This window comes from Rubritalea profundi, from assembly GCF_002954445.1.
GTDB classification, from domain to species: domain Bacteria; phylum Verrucomicrobiota; class Verrucomicrobiia; order Verrucomicrobiales; family Akkermansiaceae; genus Rubritalea; species Rubritalea profundi.
This window is the reverse complement of the sequence record NZ_MQWA01000001.1, coordinates 1,274,801-1,295,691: the sequence shown is the minus strand read 5'-3', so window position 1 is coordinate 1,295,691 and position 20,891 is coordinate 1,274,801. Positions and strand designations below refer to the sequence as shown.

The window sequence follows — 20,891 nt, the reverse complement described above, 5'->3', positions numbered from 1 at the left end:
GTTAGTTAGATTGAAATTTTTTGACTGAGTCTTTGTATTTTTCGGGAATTCGATAGAGCTGAAGTTTTGATGGGAGAGTGTCTTCTTTTTTCGAGCTACGCAGCTGGCTTTGTTCTAGTTGTTGTTTGCCATGTGAGCGTTGCTTCTTGGCTAAGCCATTGCTACCTTGAGATCCAGCACTGTTGAAGTCTAGGCGAGATGGGCCGAACATCGGAAGGTTTGCTGTAGATCTACCACCTTGTCCACCACCTCCCTCACCGCCGTCTCCAGGTGGGCCATCGCCGTCTCCTTGGCCTTTGTTCTGTTCTTGGTCTTTCTTTTCGACCTTAGCGAGCATGGCTTTCAAGATAGCTTTGAGTGTGTCATCTACTTTGTCTGGGACTGGGAATTTTGACCTTTGGAGTTTCCCTTGGCACATCTGAGAAAATGCATTTCCGTCTTCTGTATTCGGTTCTTTGAGTTGTAGTAGTTGCTCTAGCAAGTTGAGGGTGAATTGGGATTGAGAGGTGGCCTCATCCGCGTTGCCTAACTTCGCAGCGTCTGAAGCGGCTTGCATTGGTTCCACGATGTTGAGTTCGTCAGCTTTCTCGGCAAATTCAGCGAGAGCAATTTTTAGATCACTAAATTCATCCGGCAATGACTCGCTGACAGCGCGAATGTCGACGAGTAGCCTGAGCAAAGCATCTCGGTTTTTCAACTGAACTTTGGCTAAGTTTGGGAGTTGTCTGGCATTTCTAATAATCCCTTTGTGGATTTCTTTGGCGATGGTGGTGAAGCGCATCGTGACCGATCTTTGGTTGCTGTAGATTTCTCTATAGCGGACGGCAAGTTTGATAGCCTCACCGATGTTGTTGACTTGGCCGGCTTCTTTTTTGAGTTTCTTAGCGCGTTCTCTCACTCCGCCGAGGCGTTCCAGCATTTTTTCGATGCTCTTGGAATTGAGCTCTACAGGGTTGCTGAAAGTGATTTCTTGAAGTTCTAGAAAGTTTTCATTGAGCACATCTGAGCTGGCTGCGGCTACGTCACCTAGTTCTTTTTCCATGGAATACGCATGGAAGTCTCTGGCGAGTTGGTAGGCTAAATCTTTGGATTGCTCGTGCCATTTTCTTGACGATTCTAGTGTGGCGTTGAAATTTTTCTCTTCATTAGCCTTATTGGCGGTCTCTAACTCCACGAGCGAGTTCCGAGCATTTTCGATAAGTTCAGCGAGCAATTTAAAGCGTTCGCTGAAGGCTTTGAGAGTGGTTTTTATGCGGATTCTCTCAGCGTATTCTTCGACTGATATAATGTGGACTCTGACCACGTTAGATGTGCCGGAGCCTAGTAGTGAGGGGTTGAGGTCAGTGGCTTCTAAATAGAATTCTAGATCTTGCTTTGGTAGTACGCCTAGAGCTCCGAGATCTATTTTTTCTGTAAAGGAGTGGTCGGTAATGCTGAGGTTGGCGGCGACGACTTGACTGCGGTCGCGGAAGCCTACCAAAGAACGGACTAAGCTTACATCCTTGAGTCCGTGGTCATCGGTGACTTCACATTGCAATGGGATAATTGAGTCAGGAGTGGCCAGGACGGTGGCAGATGGGCTGGTGAGTTCTGGAGCCGGTGCTTCATCTTGGATGATCTGGATGTTGAATGTTAGTGGTGACGATCCGTGGGTGCCTCTCACGTCGGTAATCGAGCAACTAACGGATACGCTGCGGTGGGCGGTCCACTGGAACTGAGTCGTTTTTCCGCTGGATGATGCAGCAGGAAGCTCGGTAGGAGTATCGATGTCATTGAATGGGCTAAGGGTGATCAAGCCTCCTGAGAGTGGGCGGTTAGAGGTGACATCTAAAACGACTGAGGAGCCTTCTAGAATACTCAGAGCATTGCCGTCGAGTGGGATGCTGCGTTGCGGCTTCTTGGTGTAAGGAGGGGGAGTGATGGTGAGCTGAACCGCTCCAAACTTGGGCTGCAGCATTACATTGATAGGCAGCCACTGACTGCGCGCTTTGCCGCAGGAAAATGCGATTTCAAGGTCTTCAACTATCTTGCTGAACTTCTTGGTGAATTCTTTATCCGATTTTTGGAAGGTTTCGGTTTTTTCGATTTCTCCAGTGGTCGGATTCTTAATCAGGCAATAGACTGAGTCTTCGATGTCGTCACCAGTGATGATAGCAGTGATGGAGTTCTCACCACCGTAGAGGGTGATGGCATTCTCTTTCTTTAGCGAAAATTTGAGATTGGTGAATGGGGCTATATCTTTAGCAGGCGTGAGCACCCGGCCTTTTATTGTAGTGTAGGCAGCAGGTTGTAAGTAGCTAAAACTTCCTAGAATCCCAGCTGTCATGACAATACAGACGATGGAGGTGATGAGAGCTTTCCATGGGAATCTCGACTTCCATGACATGTCTTGAAGCTCGGTGTGCGCTTGTGCCAGGGCTTTATCTTTAAGGTAGGCATGTAACTCGGTGGGGGATTGTTGGTTTTGTAGGTCATAAGCAACACTCACCGCCCGAGTTGTCGAGTTGGTCTGTTTGTCTGCTAGAGCTGTGACTTCTGAGTTGTTTAATAAAATAGACCGAATCAAGGTAACGGCTAGGCCGATGATAGAACTCACGACCAATGTGTAATAGACAACAGTTCGTGTCTTTTGGCTGAAAGCAAAAAGAAAGTCTGCGACACCTATCAGCAAGGTGAGTAGCACCATGGCAGAGCATAGATAGAACAGTGCTCGGCAGACGAGACCAATGCTCCAGGTGTGCTTGAATCGGTTATAGGATGTTTGAAATTTTGACATGTTAGGGTGTTAGAAATTTATGAAAGGCCAGATCTTCTGCGGATGAACCATTCTGAACCGAGTATAAGAACCAAAACAAAAGCGGTGATCCAGTGCGACCATGTCGGTTTCCAAGTGGCGTTTGCTTTTTTAGTAGTGGTCTGAATCTCAGAAAATGCGGAATCAAAATAACTTTCAAATGTCTCAGCGGTGAGACTTTGGCCCTTTGTTGCAGCTGCAATTTCGCTGAGGAAAGTCGGATCTGGGTTGAAATTGTCACTTTCTTTTGGCGGAGCAATAGCCTGGAGCAAGGCCGTCGGTTGCGGTGACTTGTCTGGAGTGATGAGAGTGATCTCGTAGTTTCCTGGGGTTTCCGGAGTGAAGGATGCCTTCCATGTGGGGATGGGGTCATCTGACGGAACTCTAGCGGGAGTGAGGGTCTGGGGGGGAGAGGAGCCGAATCGGATGCTTAAGACTGGTGGCTCTGGTGAGTCGCTGCCACGGTAGCGAGCAGTGAGAGTGATGTTGTTGCCATGGGTGAGTGTGGTGGCGGAAGAACGTAACGAATATTGGTAGCCCGGTAAGAATTCTGAATAGGCGACCATCCATTGGAGGAGTTGGGACCAGAATTCACTATACATATTACCTAACTCACGCGCTTCCGGATAGAAGTCCCATTTCCAGAGTCCATCAGCATTGACTATTCCAGTCACTCCTTGGCCATAGCGCCGAACTGCGAGCAGTGGGAAAGTGCTCTGATGACCATCGATTGCTCCTCGCGCCAATACCCGAGTGAAGGGTTTGACTGACTCAATCTGATGGGCATCCTTTAGCTTAGGAAGCGACTTCCACACGGTGGAGCTTGGGTTTGGGAGTGCTTGACCAAATAGACCAGAAGCCTTTCCGTCGGGTGTTGGGGTGAGTGAAAATTGTGAGAGTTGGCCAACCGTCCATGTCACAGGTTCTAGATCTGCTAGTTCGGGGAGTTTCCCTGAGTATGATTTCCCTCGTGAAAAGAGGATGGCCCCACCTTGGTCTCTGACAAACGACTTGAGCAGCTCAATGCGCTTGTTCGTAAGAAAGTACTCAGCATTTTTTCCGAATATGATCAGGTCAAATTTGGCTAATTCTTCAGCTGAGTCAGGGAAAATATTTTCAGCAGAATCCGTGTGGTAGCTCTTTTTTGAGTCGATTCTAAAGAAGCGCGAATCATTGAGGCGATGGACTGACTGAACATCGATGTGTGGTTGCAGCCGCAAGTGCTGGGCTAAAAATTTGGAGTCCCAGTAGGGAGCACCTTCCGCTATGAAGACTCGGGTTTTGGTCGTGAGCACGCGTAGGTAGACCGCACATTGGTTGTTATTGTCGCGTTGTTCACCTTCTAGAATGGGGATGCGGAGGTGGACAGTAGTGGACAACTCCGGGGCTTTGATCGTGAATGTGTGAGAGGTTTTTTCTCCCTTAACGAGAGAAATTGAGGCCTTGCTGAGCAGCTTTTCTTCGGAGTCTAGCAGCTCGATCTCAATTTCTTGATCGGCAATTTGGAGGTTGCGAATGGTGGCTTTGATATGAATATCTTGGCCAATAAATCCTGTGACTGTGCGTTTAGTGGAAGATATTTCTAGATCGACAGGGTCAATTTTTTTTTCCAATGGCAATGGTGTGGACAGGAGCGTTGTGGGCCTTGGAATGGAGTAGAAAGTTAGATCCTGAGGGTTGTTGGGTTTGTCTTCCGTCAGAGAGGATAATGACTCCTGCGGGCGTTTGGCCAGAGGCTTGGAGTGAACTGAATAGTTCTTCGCCGGATTGAAGCAAATTACTAGCAAGCGCGTTGGGGCGGATGGTTGAGGCTGAAGACGGACTAGATAGGTTGTCTCCAAAACTAAATGTCTGCACTTTAGCTCCAATTTTGTCGGCGGAATCGGAGAGTTTTTTGTGAATGGCGAGGGCGGATTCCAGTCGGGTGGACTGGCCGTCATCGACAGCCATAGAAAGTGAGTTGTCTATGAGTATGGGCCAAACCTTGGTGGTTGAATCCTCAGGTGAAACCCACTTTCCGGGGTTAAAAAAGAGGATGCAAATACTCGCTAACACGAGGCAACGAAGAGTAACTAACAGGATGCGAATACGTTTTCCTGCGTGCTGGGTGGAACGCCAAGACAAGAAAAGACCTAATCCTAGAATGAGGATCAGAATTGGTATCAGGGCTTGGGTTGAAAGTACGGGATTCAATGGAGAATAATGGGTTTGGTTAGTCCGCTATTGTGATTTTTTGAGGAGTCGATGCGAATGACTCGGCAAAAAGTAAAAGGATGCCGGCCGCTAGGAAATACGGCCACAATGGAACACCTTGGGACAGGGCGTCATTTCTGAGAACATCCTCACTCGCTAGTGTCTGGCCAAAAGTTAGAGAGTCGGGAGTGAGCGTTTGTAAATCAGACTCAGGCGAGGGAAAGTTAACATAGTTGAGGTGGCTGACATGGTTGCCAATTTTCCATGAGAAAATCCCTGGGGCAGCGGGCTCTTCGCTGAGGAGTACGGTGCTGAGATCGTCGCGGTTTACTTGGGTAGGAGAGGGCGCGTCCGCGTCTTTTTGGAGGGTGACTGAGCTGGCATCAATCTCATCCGGCAATGACCAAAAGAGTGGTGAACCACTCAGGAATTCTTGTTCATTTAACTTTGAGTCAGGTCGGATATGGAGCAGTAGTTCCGCGATGAATGGGAGAAAGGGTTCCTGCAGGGCCCAGCTAGAATCGGTAGGTGAGATCGGAAGGTTCCAGAGAAGCCTAGGTGTCGCTGTGTTGGAGCTCAGGATAGCCGGGGTGTTATCGGTGTATGAGATAAACGAGGTGATATGCTCAGCATTACTCCATGAGATGGGGAGATCCATTCGTTTGTGAAAGACGCCAGCCGCGGGGTTGCCATATTCACCAGAGGCGAAGAGCTGGAATACGGGGGAAGAGGGGTCAGAGATGGTGGCCTCCCATCCATCAGAGTTTGAACTGCGGTTGATGACTGAGGATGGGGATTTAAGACTAAATAACTCTTCGATAGCCGCGTTGCCACAGCTGATAGAGGGGTCGACTATCAATGTTGTGTTCTGTGAGATTTGTTCAAGTTGTTTGATGTTAGATCCATCCCAATCATGAATGAAGAGAATATCTGCTGGTCCAATCTTACTGATGTTTTTTACGGAAGAATGCTTCAACCACGGGAGCGCGGAGGCGACTCGGTCGAGAGTTTCAGAGCTGGCGCTAGGATTCCTTTCGAGCGAGGTGATCTGGAGTCCGCTGTCAATGTCGAGAATGAGGTGTCTAGAATCATCCGCGGGATAGGTGTCTTCGTCGATGCTGACCGTGATCGGGAGTTGGCCGCTTTTGGAAAAACTAGCAGTGAAGAGGACTTCGACTTGGCCATGAGCTGGGATGTCGATGGACTTAGATTGTCTGCTCCCGGCTATATTTAGGTAGGAACTAAGGTGTTGATTTTGATCTGAAAAGTTGGACAGCTTGGCGCGGATGAGAGTGTCTTGGCCAATGATGGGCGAGCTAGGTGAGCAGGATAGTTCTGTGACAGCTACGTTGTTAGGAGTCTGTGACGCTACCTTGATTTTGGTCAACTTGATTGAGTCTGGCAGTGCGGTTTGAGCACCATTCCAACTATTCTTCTGAAAATCAGAAATCAAAAAAATCTCTCGAGATCCTTGAGTTTTCTGTAATTGGCCGATAGCGATGCTGAGAGCGCTCGGGCCGGCAGAGGTCTCGTTGACGGATTCGGCATTTTGCAGAGCTTCGTGTAGGAATTGGAGGTTGGGAGCGGGCTCGGGGTATTCAGATTTGGCTGAGGCTCTGGCCCAGATGATATTTGCCTTATCAGGCTTGAGGTCATTGAGGAGCTTGCTGGCTTCAGAGATAGCCTTATCAAAGCGAGTGGTTGCTCCATCTCTAGCGGACATGGAGGCTGATTGGTCAATGACTAGAATGATGTTATTCTGGGCGCCGGCGACTACGTTTGGATCTCTAGCAACCAGCAATGGATGTAAAATGGCAAGCAGCAGAGCCAAGCACGCTAGTGTTCTTAACAAAAGTGTCAGCCAATCTTGCGGCTTGCGAAGGCGCGCCGTTTTCTTCAGTAAGATTTTGAGGAATGCTGTGTCGGAGAATGCATAGGAAGGTGGCCGACTGCGGGCAAACAAGTGCACCAGTATTGGGACCGTGACGAGTGCCAGAATCCAAAGAAGCGCGGGGTAGGTAGTGATGAACGACATAGGGGCTTATTTGACGAGCTGGTCGAAGAGCTTGTGGTAGGATTCAGTGGTTGGGCTAAGGGTGTAGCCGATTTGCTTAGATGCAGCGAGACGTCTCAGGCTGCGGCAATGGGTTTCCATCGCCTGAATCCATTCACTCTGAAGATTAGTAGTGTGTGCTATGAGGTTCTCAGATGTTTCCATGTCGACGAATCGCGTGAGACCTCGGTCTGTTAGCTTGAGTTCAGCGGGATCGAGGATGTGGCAAAGCTGGACGCGGAATCCACGATGAAGATAAGGATGAAGGCTGCGGAAAATTTCTTCAGGGGAATCAAAAAAGTCTGAGACCACGACGATGGTTCCTTTTCTCTTTAGCAGAGGAGCGGCTCGTTTCAGCGAAGTGGCGAGTGAGGTTTGTGAACCAGCCTTGTTCTTTTCTAAGAGGTCGAGGATGTTGAGAAGGTGCTTCCGGGTGGAGCCTGCTGGTAGGTGGTGACGGATGTCTTTGTCAAAGATTTGGAGGCCAACTCGATCACCTTTGTGAATCACTAACCATGAAAGGCAGGCAGCAAAGAACGAGGCGTACTCAAGCTTGCTCAGCTTGGATTTTTCTTTGAATCCCATTGATGCTGATGAGTCTACGAAGACGTGGCATTCTAGGTTTGTTTCCTCTTCGAAGGTCTTGAGGTAATGTCTATCTGAGCGAGCAAATACCCGCCAATCGACCATGCTGATGTCGTCACCTGGGCAGTACTGACGGTACTCGTGGAACTCTGTGGACGATCCACGTTGGTTCGACTTGTGCCTTCCCGCAAGATAGCCTTCGACCAGCGACTTAGCTCCGAACTCGTAGTTGCGGAGCTTTAGAATGTCCTCAGGTTTGAGGTAGGTATGTTGGCTGTCTGCCATATTTGAAAATGGTTGTTAGATTGCTTTGATGAGCTCTTCGATAATCTGAACCTCAGTAATGCCTTCTCCAGTGGCATTGTAGTTCGGCGTGATTCTGTGACGAAGGATAGGGAGGGCAGCAGCTCTGACTTCTTCGATTGTTGCGGATGGCTTACCGCGTAGCAGGGCAAGAGCTCTCACCGCCTTTGCGAGACATTGTGAGGCGCGTGGGCCGGCACCATACGAGATATAGTTTTTTACAAACTTGGTGGCGTGTTCAGAGGTTGGTCGGGTGGAATGCACGAGCTTGAGGATTGCCTGAACGACTGAGTCTGGTAGAGGGACTTCAAGCACTGCAGCTTGGAGTTTCTGCACGGAATCAGCATTGAGTAGTTGGCGGGCTTCAGGAGTCTCGCGGCCAGTGGTGCGTGCTACGATTTCAGCTTCCTCATCCATTGTCGGGTAATCGATGTGGATGTTGTAGAAAAAGCGATCGAGCTGGGCTTCTGGCAGTGGGTAAGTTCCTTCGTGTTCGATAGGGTTCTGGGTTGCGAAGACGATGAAGGGTTCTTCAAGCTTTCGCGTCTGTCCTGAGACTGTGACTTGCTTTTCCTGCATCGCTTCTAACAGCGCTGCTTGGGTCTTTGGTGGTGTTCGGTTGATCTCGTCGGCTAGAATCAAGTTGGCAAAAATTGGGCCAGGTCTGAACTCGAAACTACGGCCACCATTGTCGGAGGTTTGAAGTATTTCTGAGCCCACGATATCGGTCGGCATGAGGTCGGGAGTGAACTGGATGCGCTGGAATTTCAGGCCAAGAATGTGGCCAATAGTCGAGGCTAACAAGGTCTTAGCAAGCCCTGGGACACCGACGATCAGGCAGTGGCCTTTACAGAGAACAGAGACGAGCATTTGCTCGACGACTGCTTCTTGGCCGACGATGACGCGGGCAGTTTCTGTACGGATAGTTTCGATGGAGGATTGGACGGATTCCCATTGGGAGGCGGCAGTATCGGTAGGCATAGGTTTGTTGGGTTAAAGTGGGTAACGTTTGGAAGAGATTATTGATTAGAGAGAATACGATCGTAGTAGGACTGCAGCTGTTCTAGGGTGACCGAGTCGAGCTGGTCTTCAAAGTGATCGGCATAGACAGATCCTCCTGGGGTTTCAGCCATTTTTTTGAGCAGAGCTTCTTTCGGGGCTCGTGATTTTTTAAGTTCCTCTTGGCGCTTTTTGAGGCTGAGTTTTGTGGCGGTGATGATGACGCATGAACTGCTTTGATTATCGAGTAGAGAGCCAATGTAGTCCTTAACTTCAGCCTTAACTTCAGCCTTAAATTTTGGCGCGGATTCTGGGTCAGAACTGAGGACTTCTTTTTGTGATCCAGAGTTCTCTGAGTAACGTATGAGGCTGATGTAGTAGTCAATTTCCCCCTCTTTGAGGAGAGTTTCTGATTCTTGGAGTTGGCGTAGATATGAAAGTGGTGTCTTGAATAGGGAGAGTTCAAAACCAATAGTGTTGGGTGAGTTTTGCAGGTTGATCGCAACTTGATTGAAGATCTCTTTGTTTGCCTTGATGAGCTCGGTTAGTTTCGAAAAGTAATCTTCTGTGAGCTTACACCCTATGAGGGAGTGAGATTCTAAAAGTTTCTGGATTTCATCTTTGTTAGGGATTTTTTCTTGTTGTTCGTTCAACTTGAGTCTTTGAACAAAGGACTGAGCGAGGAGATAGTTCTTGGGAGCCCCATTCGCATCGAGATGGTTCTTTAAGGCGAGGAACTCTGAGGGGGTAAATCTCTCGATCACCGAGTTCATTTTTGTAGGTTGAGTACCCGCAATTTTGCCAACCAAGGCTAACATTTGCTCGTTATTGATATCATCGCTGGCTGGTAAAGAGGGTAGTTCTGCCCTCTCTAGAATGGCCTTTGTGCGAGTGTCTATAAGAGTGCTAAAAGTTGCTGGTGGGAGAGTTGCCCGAATTTCATAGTAAGAGTCAGTGACACCAGTAGGGGTGAATAAGTTTTCTAAAAGTAGGGCGGTGTCGCGACGCAGAGACTCACCTCGGGCATTTTCTTCATCAGGTTTTTCAGCGAGAAGTTTTTTCCAATCTTGGGCCTCGAAGGATCCAATTTCTACAGCATACGCTTCATCCATGCTGGTCGGATTAGGGATATCAAGTTGGAGCAAAACACCTATGATCATCCTTGCTTTGGCTGGCTCTGATTTTGCAGCAGCGTAGATGAATTTCGGCCGAAGTTCGCCGAGTGGTTTGCCTTTAAGCTGGGACGCGAGCAGCTCTAGGATTTCTGTTGTCTTAGCATCTTTTCTAGAAAGGTTAGTGAGCAGCACTTTGGGGCTGACTGGCTTGGTGTATTTATTGAGTTTAGCGATGAATTTGGTCACACCGCCATCTCTGCTGATTTGGTATTGGGCTGAGGTGTTTTTCTCAAAATCTGGGCCATCACCGAGTTCTTTGATGAGGAGAGCTTCATACTTTTTTAGAAATTCGCTACCAGCCTCTCGGCGCTTAATAATGTAGGGCTTGACGCTTGCTGCGTAGGAGCTGGGTTGAGCAGAGCTAAGTATAGTTTTCTCAATCAGTTGATTGGCTTCATCCGACTCGAGGAAGATAAGGTGAGCCGCGGTTCCTGTCATCATTTTCTCTTCTCCATTTTGCAGGAAATACTTTGCCAGCGTGATTGGAGTGTCCTCTTTGTGTGCTTTGTACCAAGCGAGGGCTTGAGATTTGAGAGCTGCAATGTCAGGTTCGGAAGACGAATTATAAGAGTCATTATCGGCCTTTTCAAAATACGGCTGGATGAAGTTTATTGCGAGTTCTCCTCTGGTTTTTGGGCGAGTCATGCTTGCATAGGCGCTGTAGGCAATTTCCTCAGGGTCGTCTGAGTAGCTATTGAAGTAATTGTTACTAGAGTAATAGTAGTCGCGTTGGTTTGCTGTGCCCTGAATGACGAGCGTGTCGTCATCTAATAGTGAAATGAGAGCGATGAAGCCATCCATGCCAAGTGTGGTGAGTTGGTTAAATGGAGACTTGGAGTTAGATTGGGCAGGCTTCTTGTTGAGTAGCCAGAGGGGGTTTTCTAAATACGAGGTCGCTGGTAGCACTGGGGTGGAGAGAGTCGCCTGGAGTTCGGTAATCGCTTCGTCTGAGAAGGTGATGCCGGCCAACTTGGGTACCGCACTGAGGTCTCCGTCCGCTCGTAGTTTCGCTTTAGGCAATAAGAGCTGGAGTCCTGGATGTTTGTCCCATCCTCGCTGATAAGTCTGATCAATTTTTTGGAGGGTGGCGTAATAGCTTTTCCAGTCAGCGCCTTGAGTCAGTTTGGCCGATGCTGATGAGAGTTCTTGGTCTGCTATTTTACTGATCAAGGAATCAATAATTTTCTCAGGAGAGTTAATACTGGTGAGAAGCTTCTGAATGATAGCGTTGGCAGATTCTTTGTGGCCACTTCGGTGGGCCATGACGGCAAAAGCTAAGATTGGAGCGGTATGCCTGATGTCAGCGTCACTACGGCGGGAGGCATCGTCTTCATTTGTTTCTAGGTCTACTAGCCACTTGAGCAGAGCCGTGAGATCTTTTTTAAGATCAGCTGGCTGAGTTTTAGAACTGATGGGCTGACCTGCCTGAAATGGCTGAAATGGCTGACTGGAATTCTTCGTGATGACGGTAAAAGGCGCTTGTTGGCCATAGCCTAGGAAGATCGTGCCAGTTTTTGGAGAGGTTTTGTCATTCTTAAACCAAGCATTGCCGGAGAGCTTTGGTGGGTTCTGAAGGCTGGATAGTGGGAGTTGGCCGTGATTGGATCCAGTGGAGATTTTTATGTAATCTGCGCCTTTTGTGTCTGCGAAGTTTAGTGCGACGAGCTTTTCGACGGCGTCAGAGAAGTCAATAGGCTTGGTTACTCTTCTGTTAGACTCTTGCGCATGGAGGCAAGTGAAAGCTGTGAGCACAGTAGAGCTCATGAGTAGTGCGACACGCAGAGAAAGCATAGCTAGGTTTATTAGCTAGAAATGTGTGAGCTGACAATAAGAATGATCGTATGATTATGTAACGCTAAGCATTTCGCTGGAGAGACTGGGAGGAGAGGGATTTGATAGAATAAAAACTTGGAGTGGATCGTGAGAGATTTCACTCAATTCGGAGGGGTCTGCTATGACTTCGACAAAGCGTGATTGGTGGCATGCATATCTTGTTCAGGCTGTGGCGTAATCGTAAAAAATTACCTTCCGTTTCTGGAGTTTCGTGCTTACGTTCCGCGCCATGAGCTGTGCAGGACCAAGAATGAAGATGGACCCGACACTCCATACGGACAAAAAGCCGTCGTGGATCAAAGTGCGTTTGCCGAATAACCCCGTATTCTGGGACACCAAGTCGATGATCAAAGATCTCAACCTCGTGACTGTTTGCGAGGAAGCACAGTGTCCAAACCGTTGGGAGTGCTGGGGGCAGGGAACTGCTACCTTCATGATCGCTGGTGAGAAGTGCACTCGTGCATGTGGCTTCTGCGCTGTCAAGACTGCCCGCCCTGACCAGCTCGAGGCTGATGAGCCACAACGTGTGGCAGAGGCGACTCGCCGGATGAAGCTGAAGCACGTGGTGATCACGGCTGTAGCGCGTGACGACCTGAAAGATGGTGGTGCCGAGCACTTCAATAAAGTGATTACAGAGATCCGTGCGACAAATCCTGGAATCATCATCGAAGTTCTGGTTCCCGATTTCAACGACCGCGACTGGGCGCTGCAAATGGTGATGGACGCACGACCGCACATTTTCAACCACAACCTCGAGACCGTAGAGCGTCTCACTCCGCTCGTGCGCTCACGCGCTAAGTACTGGCGTTCGCTCGCTGTGCTCAAGAAGGCTGGCGACATGGTTGGTGGCAAGGTTGCTGTGAAGTCAGGCCTCATGCTTGGTCTCGGCGAGACTCAGCAGGAGGTAGAAAAATCCATGGACGACCTTCTCGATCACAACGTGACTGTGCTCACAATGGGCCAATACCTGCGCCCAACTCCACGCCATCTTCCGGTTGTTGATTACATCACGCCTGAGAAGTTCGACGAGCTGAAGGAGATAGCACTTGCAAAAGGCTTCCGCCACGTAGCATCAGGACCACTTGTCCGTTCCTCTTATCACGCTGCCGACTTCCGTCCTGAACTCGATGTTCTTGACGATATCGAGGCTGACCTTCGCGGTACGACTGAGTTGGAAGTGAAGCCAAGCGACTTAGGTATCCCAGCGGCTAAGGCTGATGTCTTTCAAGAGTCTCTCAATCAAGAGAACGCAGAATAAGAAAGTTTCCTAAAATAAAGTTTTCAAAAGCGCTCCAACTCGGAGCGCTTTTTTGTCTACCTAGCTTAAGGGTATATATCCGTGAATGAAGAGCAACGAAGCCTAGCGCAGAAAGGCTTTTCAGCCCGAAGGGGGCCTATCATCAAAAACGAGCTCGGTTCGCAATTTCAAAGAATAAATAACATTCACACCGAGAACGGGAGGAGCCGGAGGTGCCCTTAGCTGAACGAGTTCAGATTCTTCGTAAGCGGTCAATACTAGACGTGAAGGAAAGACGCGCACGCCTATCTCAAATGGGTCTTTGATACAATCGTCGGTAGGACCAAGCAGCAAGACCTCCTACCCCACGTGTCAAACCACAGCCTCACCAGAGCTGCGTCAAGCCTCAGCACTCCAAGGTTTTGTCACAGCACGCGATCTCATTCGACTTTGGGCATTGAGACCTTAGACAGCCTGATGGCAGGCAAAACGGCTAGGACGCTGGTGAGGAAGATCCTCAGTTTTTACTGTAAGGGATGCGGGCAGTGCTCTACGGTTAGGCTTATTCACAATCATTTACCTCTATGTCAGAAATCCTATTAGCCCTCTTAGCTGGCCTGTTAGTCGGCGTTATTTTTTCAGCGGTTAAGCTCCCGTTACCAGCCCCACCAGTGCTATCTGGCATCATAGGGATTGTGGGGATTTACTTAGGTGGCCAGCTCTACCAATGGATTCTTAAATCCTTCTTTTCGTAGAGACTGCCTTTCACTGAGAACAAAAATCCCCCGCCCTGAATGAACAGCACGGAGGATGCTCAACATATGAACTATGATTTTATGAAGTTGAGGCCAGGGTCACCATCTGGGCCGCCTGCAATGACGAAGTTCAGGGTCTTTTTATCCTTCATTTCGATGGCTGCGACAATTTGACTTTCGTCGCCACCAAGGACTAACAAGCCGTCATCCATGCTTGCTTCGCCTGCCATTTTGAAGGGTTTCTTGCCGTCATTATACGTCCAAGTAAACTTGTCATCCTTCCCAATCGTAAGCTTGATAGATCCAGCTCCACTCTTAGCTGTCCACGTCCCTTGAATTTGATCCAATGGTGGTGGTGTGTATTCCTTCTGAGATGGGTCCGACTCTCCTTGGGAATCACCGGTAGATGAATTCTTAGTAAGGCGGAGTAATTCGTTAGCAACCTGATCACGAGGCTGAAGCTCAACACACTTAGCAAATGCTGCCTGCGCTTCCTTCATGTGACCCTCAGTCATGTAGTGGTAGCCTAACAAGAACTGAGCGTCCGCGGCTTTGGCATTTTTATTTGCGTAGGATTCCAATGCGCGAAGTTGAGCAGTGTAGGTCTCAGATGAATCGTACAAGCCTATCATCGTTTCCCAGCCCCATCCTGGATTGGATGATAGCACGGAGTTCAGAACTGAGGCCGCATCGCTATATTTCTGCAGAGCGAACAAACAAAGAGCTCGGAACTCATGTTGCACCGTTTCACCAGGGTCATAGCTGATTGCTTCATCGGTTTTCTTAAGAGCACTGAGATAGTCTTTTTCCTTGAAAGACTTCACCGCGGCATCAAAGGAGTCGCTCGCTTTTTTAGCAAGCGTGTCACTTTCCTTCTCCGACATGCCCGATCGCTGCTCGATCGCTGCTTCGGCAGAGCTTGTGACTGGCTCAGCGTAATTCACATTGCTACTGCCACCATTGTTGTACACCACCACGGTCTGTGTGGGGTACGGGTTATAGTAACTATGATAACCACAGTCGAATATAAGGCTTCCAATTCCCCATCCGACTAGTCCCCAAGCAATCACACGGCCTGGACGATAGTAATAGGGTCTACGGTGCCAACCGTAATGCCAATGACCATGGTGCCACGAATGGTGTGAGCCAGCACCCCACCATGGGCGTCCGCCCCAGTGGTTTGAGTTGACTGACCAGTTCACATTGCGTGAGAAATTGACATCAACCTTGTTTCCTATGTTGACGTTGCCTCCACCGGGACGGTGACCAACGCCGGGGCGATTTCCTCCAGCCAAGCCACCACCAGGTCTACCCGGTTTTCCGGGGCGACCAGTAATTGGCGGTCTGGCAATGGGACGACCAGTGCTCGGCCTACCAGTTCCAGGTCGTACTCCAGCACCACCCTGTCCAGGGCGAGTCGCTGGGCGAGTTGCTGGACGCGTTGCTGCACCACCTTGACCAGGACGCGTCATAGGGCGTCCATCGAAACCAACCGCAGGCTTTGCGTACTTCAAGTCTCCAGGCTTCATTGATGGTCTTTTAGACGGCTGGGAAGGCCTGCTACTTGGACGGGTTGAAGGTTTTGTCGACGGTCTCGTACTTGGACGAGTCGAGGGTTTTGTCGAGGGGCGGGTGCTCGGCCGGGTTGAAGGTTTTGTCGAAGGTCGTGTACTCGGACGAGAAGAAGGTCTAGAGCTTGGCCTAGTAGACTTTGTAGATGGTCTTGAAGCAGGCTTCGCCCTCGATCCAGTCATCGGAGTTCGATGACTACTAGAACGATGTGATGACTTAGCTGAGGAACTACGTCCACCGCCACCGCCACCGCCACCGCTGCCTCGGCCGCCGCCACCGCCGCCACCTCGGCCACCAGCGCGAGCTTCCAATATAGGCATCGCAACGATTGTCGATGCCATGAGCCATAACAATTGTTTGCTACAGATATTTTCTAGACTGAGTTTCATCCTGTTACTTTGATTTTGGGGTTAAAAATGGTTTAGGTGGCGTTTTCACGAGTTTGATCGATCGATCATCTTCCATATCGTCTCCGATGACTCGGCTGGTGAAACTCCAAAGTACCGCTTCGGTATCCACCACTTCAATGGACTGTGTGCTTGAGGTGCTTTCACCTTCACCGTTGACTCCCAGAGCCTTCATCACCCACTTGTCTGAGGACTCAGTCCACACCGCTTTGGAAAAGCCACCTTCGGAATCAAATGTCCACGAAACGATTTTAGCTAAAGCAGGGTTCCAGCCAATGCGGACAGTCATAGTTACAGGGTCAGTGTCTGGTGACACATAACGTCCACGACCTATCATCCAGGTTCCTGATGGCTCCCAACGAAAATCCATAGTGAACTTCCCATTGTCACCAACCGAGGCAACCCAGTCACCTATGAGCCCTTCGACATCACTCAATTTATCATAAGCCACGCTGTCAGTAACCTCGCGATTCCTTGATTGAACAATGAGCCATTGACCATCGTCCTGCAGCGCTAGAATGACCATATACAGGTGAGTCGAGATCTCATCGCCCGTAATATAATGGACGGAACCTTCTTCCACCACCAATCGAGGCGTCACAAAACGCACAGAGGTCGCCTCTAAAGCTACTTTTGCCTCATGATTACTATCGAAAATCCGTGTGTAGTGCTGCTCGATGGCATCATGCCCAGCTATCTTCAGGTCCTCATGCAGGAGAATCTCACCATTGTCAGCAAACAGTGCTGCCACTGCTGCTGCGTCCTTATCGTTGAAGGCTTTCACATAACGGCTCGCAGCAGTTTTTAGCTTCACCCATTCTGGGTTGGCCGCTTTATCTGGCACCACCGCTACCGCTTTTTCCTCGGCAATGAGTGGGCTACTGATAGCTAGGAGTGATCCGAAAATGACATATTTCATAGCACATCACATAACGGATCTTTCAAATCTGTGCCAGAACTATCTAACGGATAACTAAAATACCCTCACACTTTAGACTCAAAACCACTAGGAGTCCTCGCGGGTTTGATTTAATAAATGATGCACAATTTTCCTAACTTCGAGCCAAAGATGAAAGGTAGTTTAAATAGTTCCTATCCATCATTTTCCTCCGCCGCCCCCTAGCTCGCGAGAGCTTTTTGAACCACGGTTAGAGCGGTTTCTGAGAGGTTGAGTTTGAGCGCCTCTTGGTGACCTCGCTCACTCATTTTCCCCCAAGTTCTCTGCACGATCTTGATCATTTTTTCTTCCTCCGTGCCTGCTATAAGATCATCAAATTGATATTCCATAAACGTTAAGCAAAGTGCATCTTCTAACATTTGACACTCTGAGTCATTTTGAAGATTCTTCTTTAAATTCAATTGCTGCACACGGCATACCGTATCCTCATCGAAGCCGATATCCTTGAGTATTGTTCCAGCTTTCTCCGCGTGGAATTTCTTAAGATCTGAGCGCCATGCGAGGTAACCGGCTCTATCCATAGGATAGCTTTTACGCGGTATTTCCCAGCGGCATATATGCTGGCAACGTGAGGCTAATAAGAGTGCATCTGAAGCGTCTGGGTCAAGTTTCAATATCCACTTTGTGTGCTGCTCTGCGAAAAAGCACTCTTGAGGGTAACTCTTTCCATCCACCAGCCACTGCCGTGGGTCGAGCGAGTTCGCGGCATCAAACTTCTCGAAAGCGACTTCAAACAAGGCATCCTTTTCCATAGAAGTAGACTAAACCTTTCCTTCTCCTAACACAACAATGAAGACTCGAATCATTTGTTACCGCGAAAAAAAACGAAAGCGTTGAACGCGCCAGCAAGGTGAAGTATTTCTCAACCACGAATCCGCACAAATCTCATTAGTCTAAAGTAATGTTTCTCCGCAACACCTGAGAGGTGGTTTTCTCGCTTGTGAAAAACTGCTAGGATTGATGGCAACTTCGAGCAGGTATCTAGTCGTTCAAGATGATGACAAGCGGTTTTCACCCTTGATTATTTTTATCAAGGAGAGCGCTGAATGTCTGAGTCGGACGTTTGGTGGGCGTAGCTCATTTTATTTGCTTAGGAGCCAGCCAAAAGCTCGGAAACGCTCAGTGTGACGTTCAATCCGTCAAGAACGAGAGTTGGTGGTGTGGGGAGAGAGCTGATAATTTCTCGAGCTTGCTGATGGAAGGAGGCGGCAGCTGATGCTGAGTTCCAGTTGAGTGTCCAAGTGGTGGTTGCAGATTTTTCGCCTTCGGTAGTGATAGTGAGAGAATCGTTTTGATAGGCTTTGAGGGCGGTTTTGAGTTCTTGTTCGCTAAGTTCGAGCTGAGCGAGGAAGCCTTTGAGGGTGAGTGCGCGAGCTGAGTCGAGAGCTGGACTGAATCGCCCTCTTTTGGGGTGAAATTTGTCTCGGTCCAAGGACTGCCGAGGAGGATGCTTTTACTGCTCGAGTTGGTCGAGCGAATGGCTAGGTCGATGGCTTGCTTGTCTGGAAGTCTAGCGAGGAAGTCTTTGCCGAATTGATTGGGAAAGGTGGTGATGTAGCGGACGAGAGGCGGGAGCGCGCTAAAGAGTTCCTGGGCTTCGGTGGTTGCAGCGCTATCTACAAAGCCAATGTTGCGGGCTTGGATTGCGTAGAACCGGTCTTGCAGCATCGAGGCGCGACCACGGTGGAGCGCGAGATAGCAAAAGAATTGGTCGTCGGTTAGCGGATTGGGCAGCGGGGCGTGTTGCTCGAGCAGCAAGATGGCTAGCAGCCGGATGAGGCCCGCTTGGTGGTGGATGTTTTCGTTGTCGTAGTGCGGAGCGAGCAGGATTTCTGCGGAGCTGTGATCGTACACGCCTATTGCGCCAGTGGTCTCAGCGGCGATGATTTGGCCGATGAAGTTTTGGTTCGGTGGCAGGATGCCGAGGATGTCATAGGCGTAGCTGCGGATTTCTAGCCCGACCTCGCTAAAGGCGCCGAGCCAGAGTTGGCCAGCGGCTTCACGCAAGGTGTCGTCACTGCGGATGAGAGCAATCGGTGGTGTCCGAAAGCTCAGTCCAAGGTCTTTTTCGACAAAGCTGACTAGCCCAGCTTCTAGCTCAATCGGGGCATCTGAAGCGATCAGTGCGCGGAGTGAGGCATTGTCACCGCGCAGTTGTTCCAGCTCGGTCTCTAGTTCCGCTATGTATTCTTGGGTGCGAGGATTTTCGGCTGACTCGCTAGCTGTCTGTCTAGCAAGGGAGTGCTGGACGTAGAGATAGGTGCCTAGGACTAAGGCTCCGAAGCTGAGAATTGTGAGCTGATGCGTCGGTCGCATCGTGGCTATTGACCTAGCAGTTTGGCGTTCGGGTTGGCTGGGACTTTTTTGAAGGGATCACGGTCGACGTCACTAAATGGCTTATTGCGGTTTAACCAACCCATGAGATCTTCAGAGGATCTTCCGGGCTGCGAGGTGAAGGTGGTCGGGGCACTACGTTCTCCCTGAGCGTTGTAGTGGTAGCGAGTGGCGCGTACGGGTTGTTCCTTGCTGGGGTCATTTGGGTAGGTGCGTCTGACTCGGGCGTCGAACATGTCTTCAGCGATCAGCCGGCCAGTGTCTACGTGGTAGCCGTAGACCACGCGAAATAGCTTCTTTTTTTGGCCATCATAAATTTCTCCGCTGCGGAGGTTGCCGAATACATCACGTCGGTAGAATGTGCGTGAGCGTACGACTTTCTCGCCATTGGCTGTCTCAATGTAGGTGAGCTTTTTCATGGTTCTATTCCCTGGGTCGCGCACAAATTTAGTGGTCGAGCCATCCCTATTTTTAGAAATGCGAGCAAGGTGCCCTGACTTACTGGTGCTTTTTTTCTGAGCATCCACGGGAGTTTGGAGGCAGGCACAGGCAGCGAGCATCAAGGCGAAGATGCGAGGTATAGTGGTCATACCGAGTAGATAAGCAACTATTTCGGCAGCTTGCAAGTTTTCAGTTTGCCAGAGTGCTATAGAATGTCTTACTCACAGTATGCGCTGGAAAACAAGACGTCGAGTTATCGACCTCACAGAGAGGGGACTCATCATGGGGATTCTCAACGCGACCCCGGATTCTTTTTCTGATGGAGGCAGCTATGCCGACCCTCGTCAAGCTGTGCAGCATGCTATAGGGATGCTGCAGGATGGAGCTGAGATTATCGATGTCGGAGGCGAATCCACTCGACCGGGTGCGCCGAAAGTTTCTGAACAAGAAGAGCTAGCGCGAGTCATTCCAGTGATCCGAGCGCTCCGTGAGGTGAGTGATTGTTTGATCTCGATAGACACGAGCAAGGCGGAAGTCGCCCGTCAGGCGATCGAGGCCGGCGCAGATATAGTCAATGATGTCACAGGACTGATGGGGGATGTCAATATGTCTAAAGTTTGTGCACAGGAGGGAGTGGGAGTGGTTGTCATGCATATGCAGGGGATGCCTGATTACATGCAGAGTAAGCCAGTGTATGAAGATGTGCTGCGCGAGGTGAGAGCATTTTTTGAAGAACGCTATAGGACATTGGTGAAATTAGGAGTGAATCCTCAGTCGCTTTGTTTTGATCCAGGCGTCGGCTTTGGAAAAACCGTGGAGCACAACTTGCAGCTGCTGCACGGGCTATCCTCCTTGCAGGTGAATGACCGTCCGCTAATGTTGGGAGTCTCTCGAAAGTCAATGATTGGAGCCGTGCTAGGACTGGAAACTGCCGAGGATCGCGACACTGGCACTGTAGCTCTCACGAGTCTAGGACGGATGGCAGGCGCTCAGGTGCACCGAGTCCACCAGGTGAAGCCTAACTTTGAGGCGATGCGGATGGCTGAAGCTGTGCTAAATTTAGAGTAAGTTGGTGATGTCTAATCAAAGTTTTCGCTAACGATAAAAATCAAACCAGCCTAGGCAAAGGCGCAGCCGCATATATATAGGTATATATAAGTAAAAGTGCCCGTTGGCTGAAGCTCCAACATCAGCGCGTCTGTGAACGCACGGACACATTGTGCTGAAAGTTAGCAAATGGAGCGAGTGTAGA

At 49.6% G+C, this 20,891-nt stretch carries 15 protein-coding genes; 3 read left to right on the top strand and 12 right to left on the bottom strand.

The window, feature by feature from the left end:
• Position 1: 1 nt before the first annotated feature.
• From BSZ32_RS05635 to BSZ32_RS05605, 7 genes are read right to left on the bottom strand one after another with little or no spacing between them, the layout of a single operon-like run.
• Positions 2–2,776 carry a hypothetical protein gene (locus BSZ32_RS05635; protein WP_105042527.1) on the bottom strand — a complete coding sequence of 925 codons (2,775 nt, stop codon included), beginning with the start codon at positions 2,774–2,776 and terminating at the stop codon, positions 2–4.
• 17 nt (positions 2,777–2,793) lie between these two features.
• Positions 2,794–4,407 carry a hypothetical protein gene (locus BSZ32_RS05630; RefSeq protein ID WP_105042526.1) on the bottom strand — a complete coding sequence of 538 codons (1,614 nt, stop codon included), beginning with the start codon at positions 4,405–4,407 and terminating at the stop codon, positions 2,794–2,796.
• Positions 4,391–4,987 carry a vWA domain-containing protein gene (locus tag BSZ32_RS05625; RefSeq protein WP_129589610.1) on the bottom strand — a complete coding sequence of 199 codons (597 nt, stop codon included), beginning with the start codon at positions 4,985–4,987 and terminating at the stop codon, positions 4,391–4,393. Before BSZ32_RS05625 ends, BSZ32_RS05630 begins: the two co-directional genes overlap by 17 nt.
• A 19-nt stretch (positions 4,988–5,006) precedes the next feature.
• Positions 5,007–7,022, bottom strand: coding sequence for a BatA domain-containing protein (locus BSZ32_RS05620; protein WP_105042524.1), 2,016 nt, complete (start codon positions 7,020–7,022; stop codon positions 5,007–5,009).
• Positions 7,023–7,028: 6 nt separating this feature from the next.
• Positions 7,029–7,910 (bottom strand): DUF58 domain-containing protein, encoded by an 882-nt coding sequence (locus BSZ32_RS05615; protein ID WP_105042523.1) that lies wholly within the window; start codon positions 7,908–7,910, stop codon positions 7,029–7,031.
• 15 nt (positions 7,911–7,925) lie between these two features.
• Positions 7,926–8,909, bottom strand: coding sequence for an AAA family ATPase (locus tag BSZ32_RS05610; protein WP_105042522.1), 984 nt, complete (start codon positions 8,907–8,909; stop codon positions 7,926–7,928).
• Positions 8,910–8,947: 38 nt separating this feature from the next.
• The gene (locus tag BSZ32_RS05605; RefSeq protein WP_105042521.1) at positions 8,948–11,893 is read right to left on the bottom strand and encodes a hypothetical protein; all 2,946 of its coding nucleotides are present in this window, start codon (positions 11,891–11,893) and stop codon (positions 8,948–8,950) included.
• 271 nt (positions 11,894–12,164) lie between these two features.
• Between BSZ32_RS05605 and lipA the strand changes: the two genes are divergently transcribed.
• Both lipA and BSZ32_RS05595 read left to right on the top strand, forming a co-directional pair.
• Positions 12,165–13,193: a lipoyl synthase gene (gene lipA / locus BSZ32_RS05600; RefSeq protein ID WP_105042520.1), complete on the top strand. Its 1,029-nt coding sequence runs from the start codon at positions 12,165–12,167 to the stop codon at positions 13,191–13,193.
• Between the two features lie 563 nt (positions 13,194–13,756).
• Positions 13,757–13,927 carry a XapX domain-containing protein gene (locus BSZ32_RS05595; RefSeq protein ID WP_105042519.1) on the top strand — a complete coding sequence of 57 codons (171 nt, stop codon included), beginning with the start codon at positions 13,757–13,759 and terminating at the stop codon, positions 13,925–13,927.
• Between the two features lie 71 nt (positions 13,928–13,998).
• On the opposite strand, the gene BSZ32_RS05590 is transcribed toward BSZ32_RS05595, so the two are convergent.
• From BSZ32_RS05590 to BSZ32_RS05565, 5 genes are all read right to left on the bottom strand, one after another.
• Positions 13,999–15,456, bottom strand: coding sequence for a tetratricopeptide repeat protein (locus tag BSZ32_RS05590; RefSeq protein ID WP_105042518.1), 1,458 nt, complete (start codon positions 15,454–15,456; stop codon positions 13,999–14,001).
• Positions 15,457–15,892: 436 nt separating this feature from the next.
• The gene (locus BSZ32_RS05580; RefSeq protein WP_105042517.1) at positions 15,893–16,825 is read right to left on the bottom strand and encodes an SgcJ/EcaC family oxidoreductase; all 933 of its coding nucleotides are present in this window, start codon (positions 16,823–16,825) and stop codon (positions 15,893–15,895) included.
• 200 nt (positions 16,826–17,025) lie between these two features.
• Positions 17,026–17,616, bottom strand: coding sequence for a DUF4202 domain-containing protein (locus BSZ32_RS05575; protein ID WP_105042516.1), 591 nt, complete (start codon positions 17,614–17,616; stop codon positions 17,026–17,028).
• A 379-nt stretch (positions 17,617–17,995) separates the two neighbouring features.
• A complete protein-coding gene (locus tag BSZ32_RS05570) occupies positions 17,996–19,180 on the bottom strand; it encodes a hypothetical protein (RefSeq protein ID WP_105042515.1) in 1,185 nt (394 codons plus the stop codon).
• A 5-nt stretch (positions 19,181–19,185) separates the two neighbouring features.
• On the bottom strand, positions 19,186–19,788 hold the full coding sequence (locus tag BSZ32_RS05565) for a hypothetical protein (RefSeq protein WP_129589609.1): 603 nt from the start codon (positions 19,786–19,788) through the stop codon (positions 19,186–19,188).
• Between the two features lie 79 nt (positions 19,789–19,867).
• Here BSZ32_RS05565 and folP point away from each other — a divergent pair, with 79 nt between their 5' ends.
• Entirely contained in the window at positions 19,868–20,707 is an 840-nt protein-coding gene (folP, locus tag BSZ32_RS05560) for a dihydropteroate synthase (protein WP_105042513.1), read from the top strand.
• The last annotated feature ends 184 nt before the right edge of the window (positions 20,708–20,891 follow it).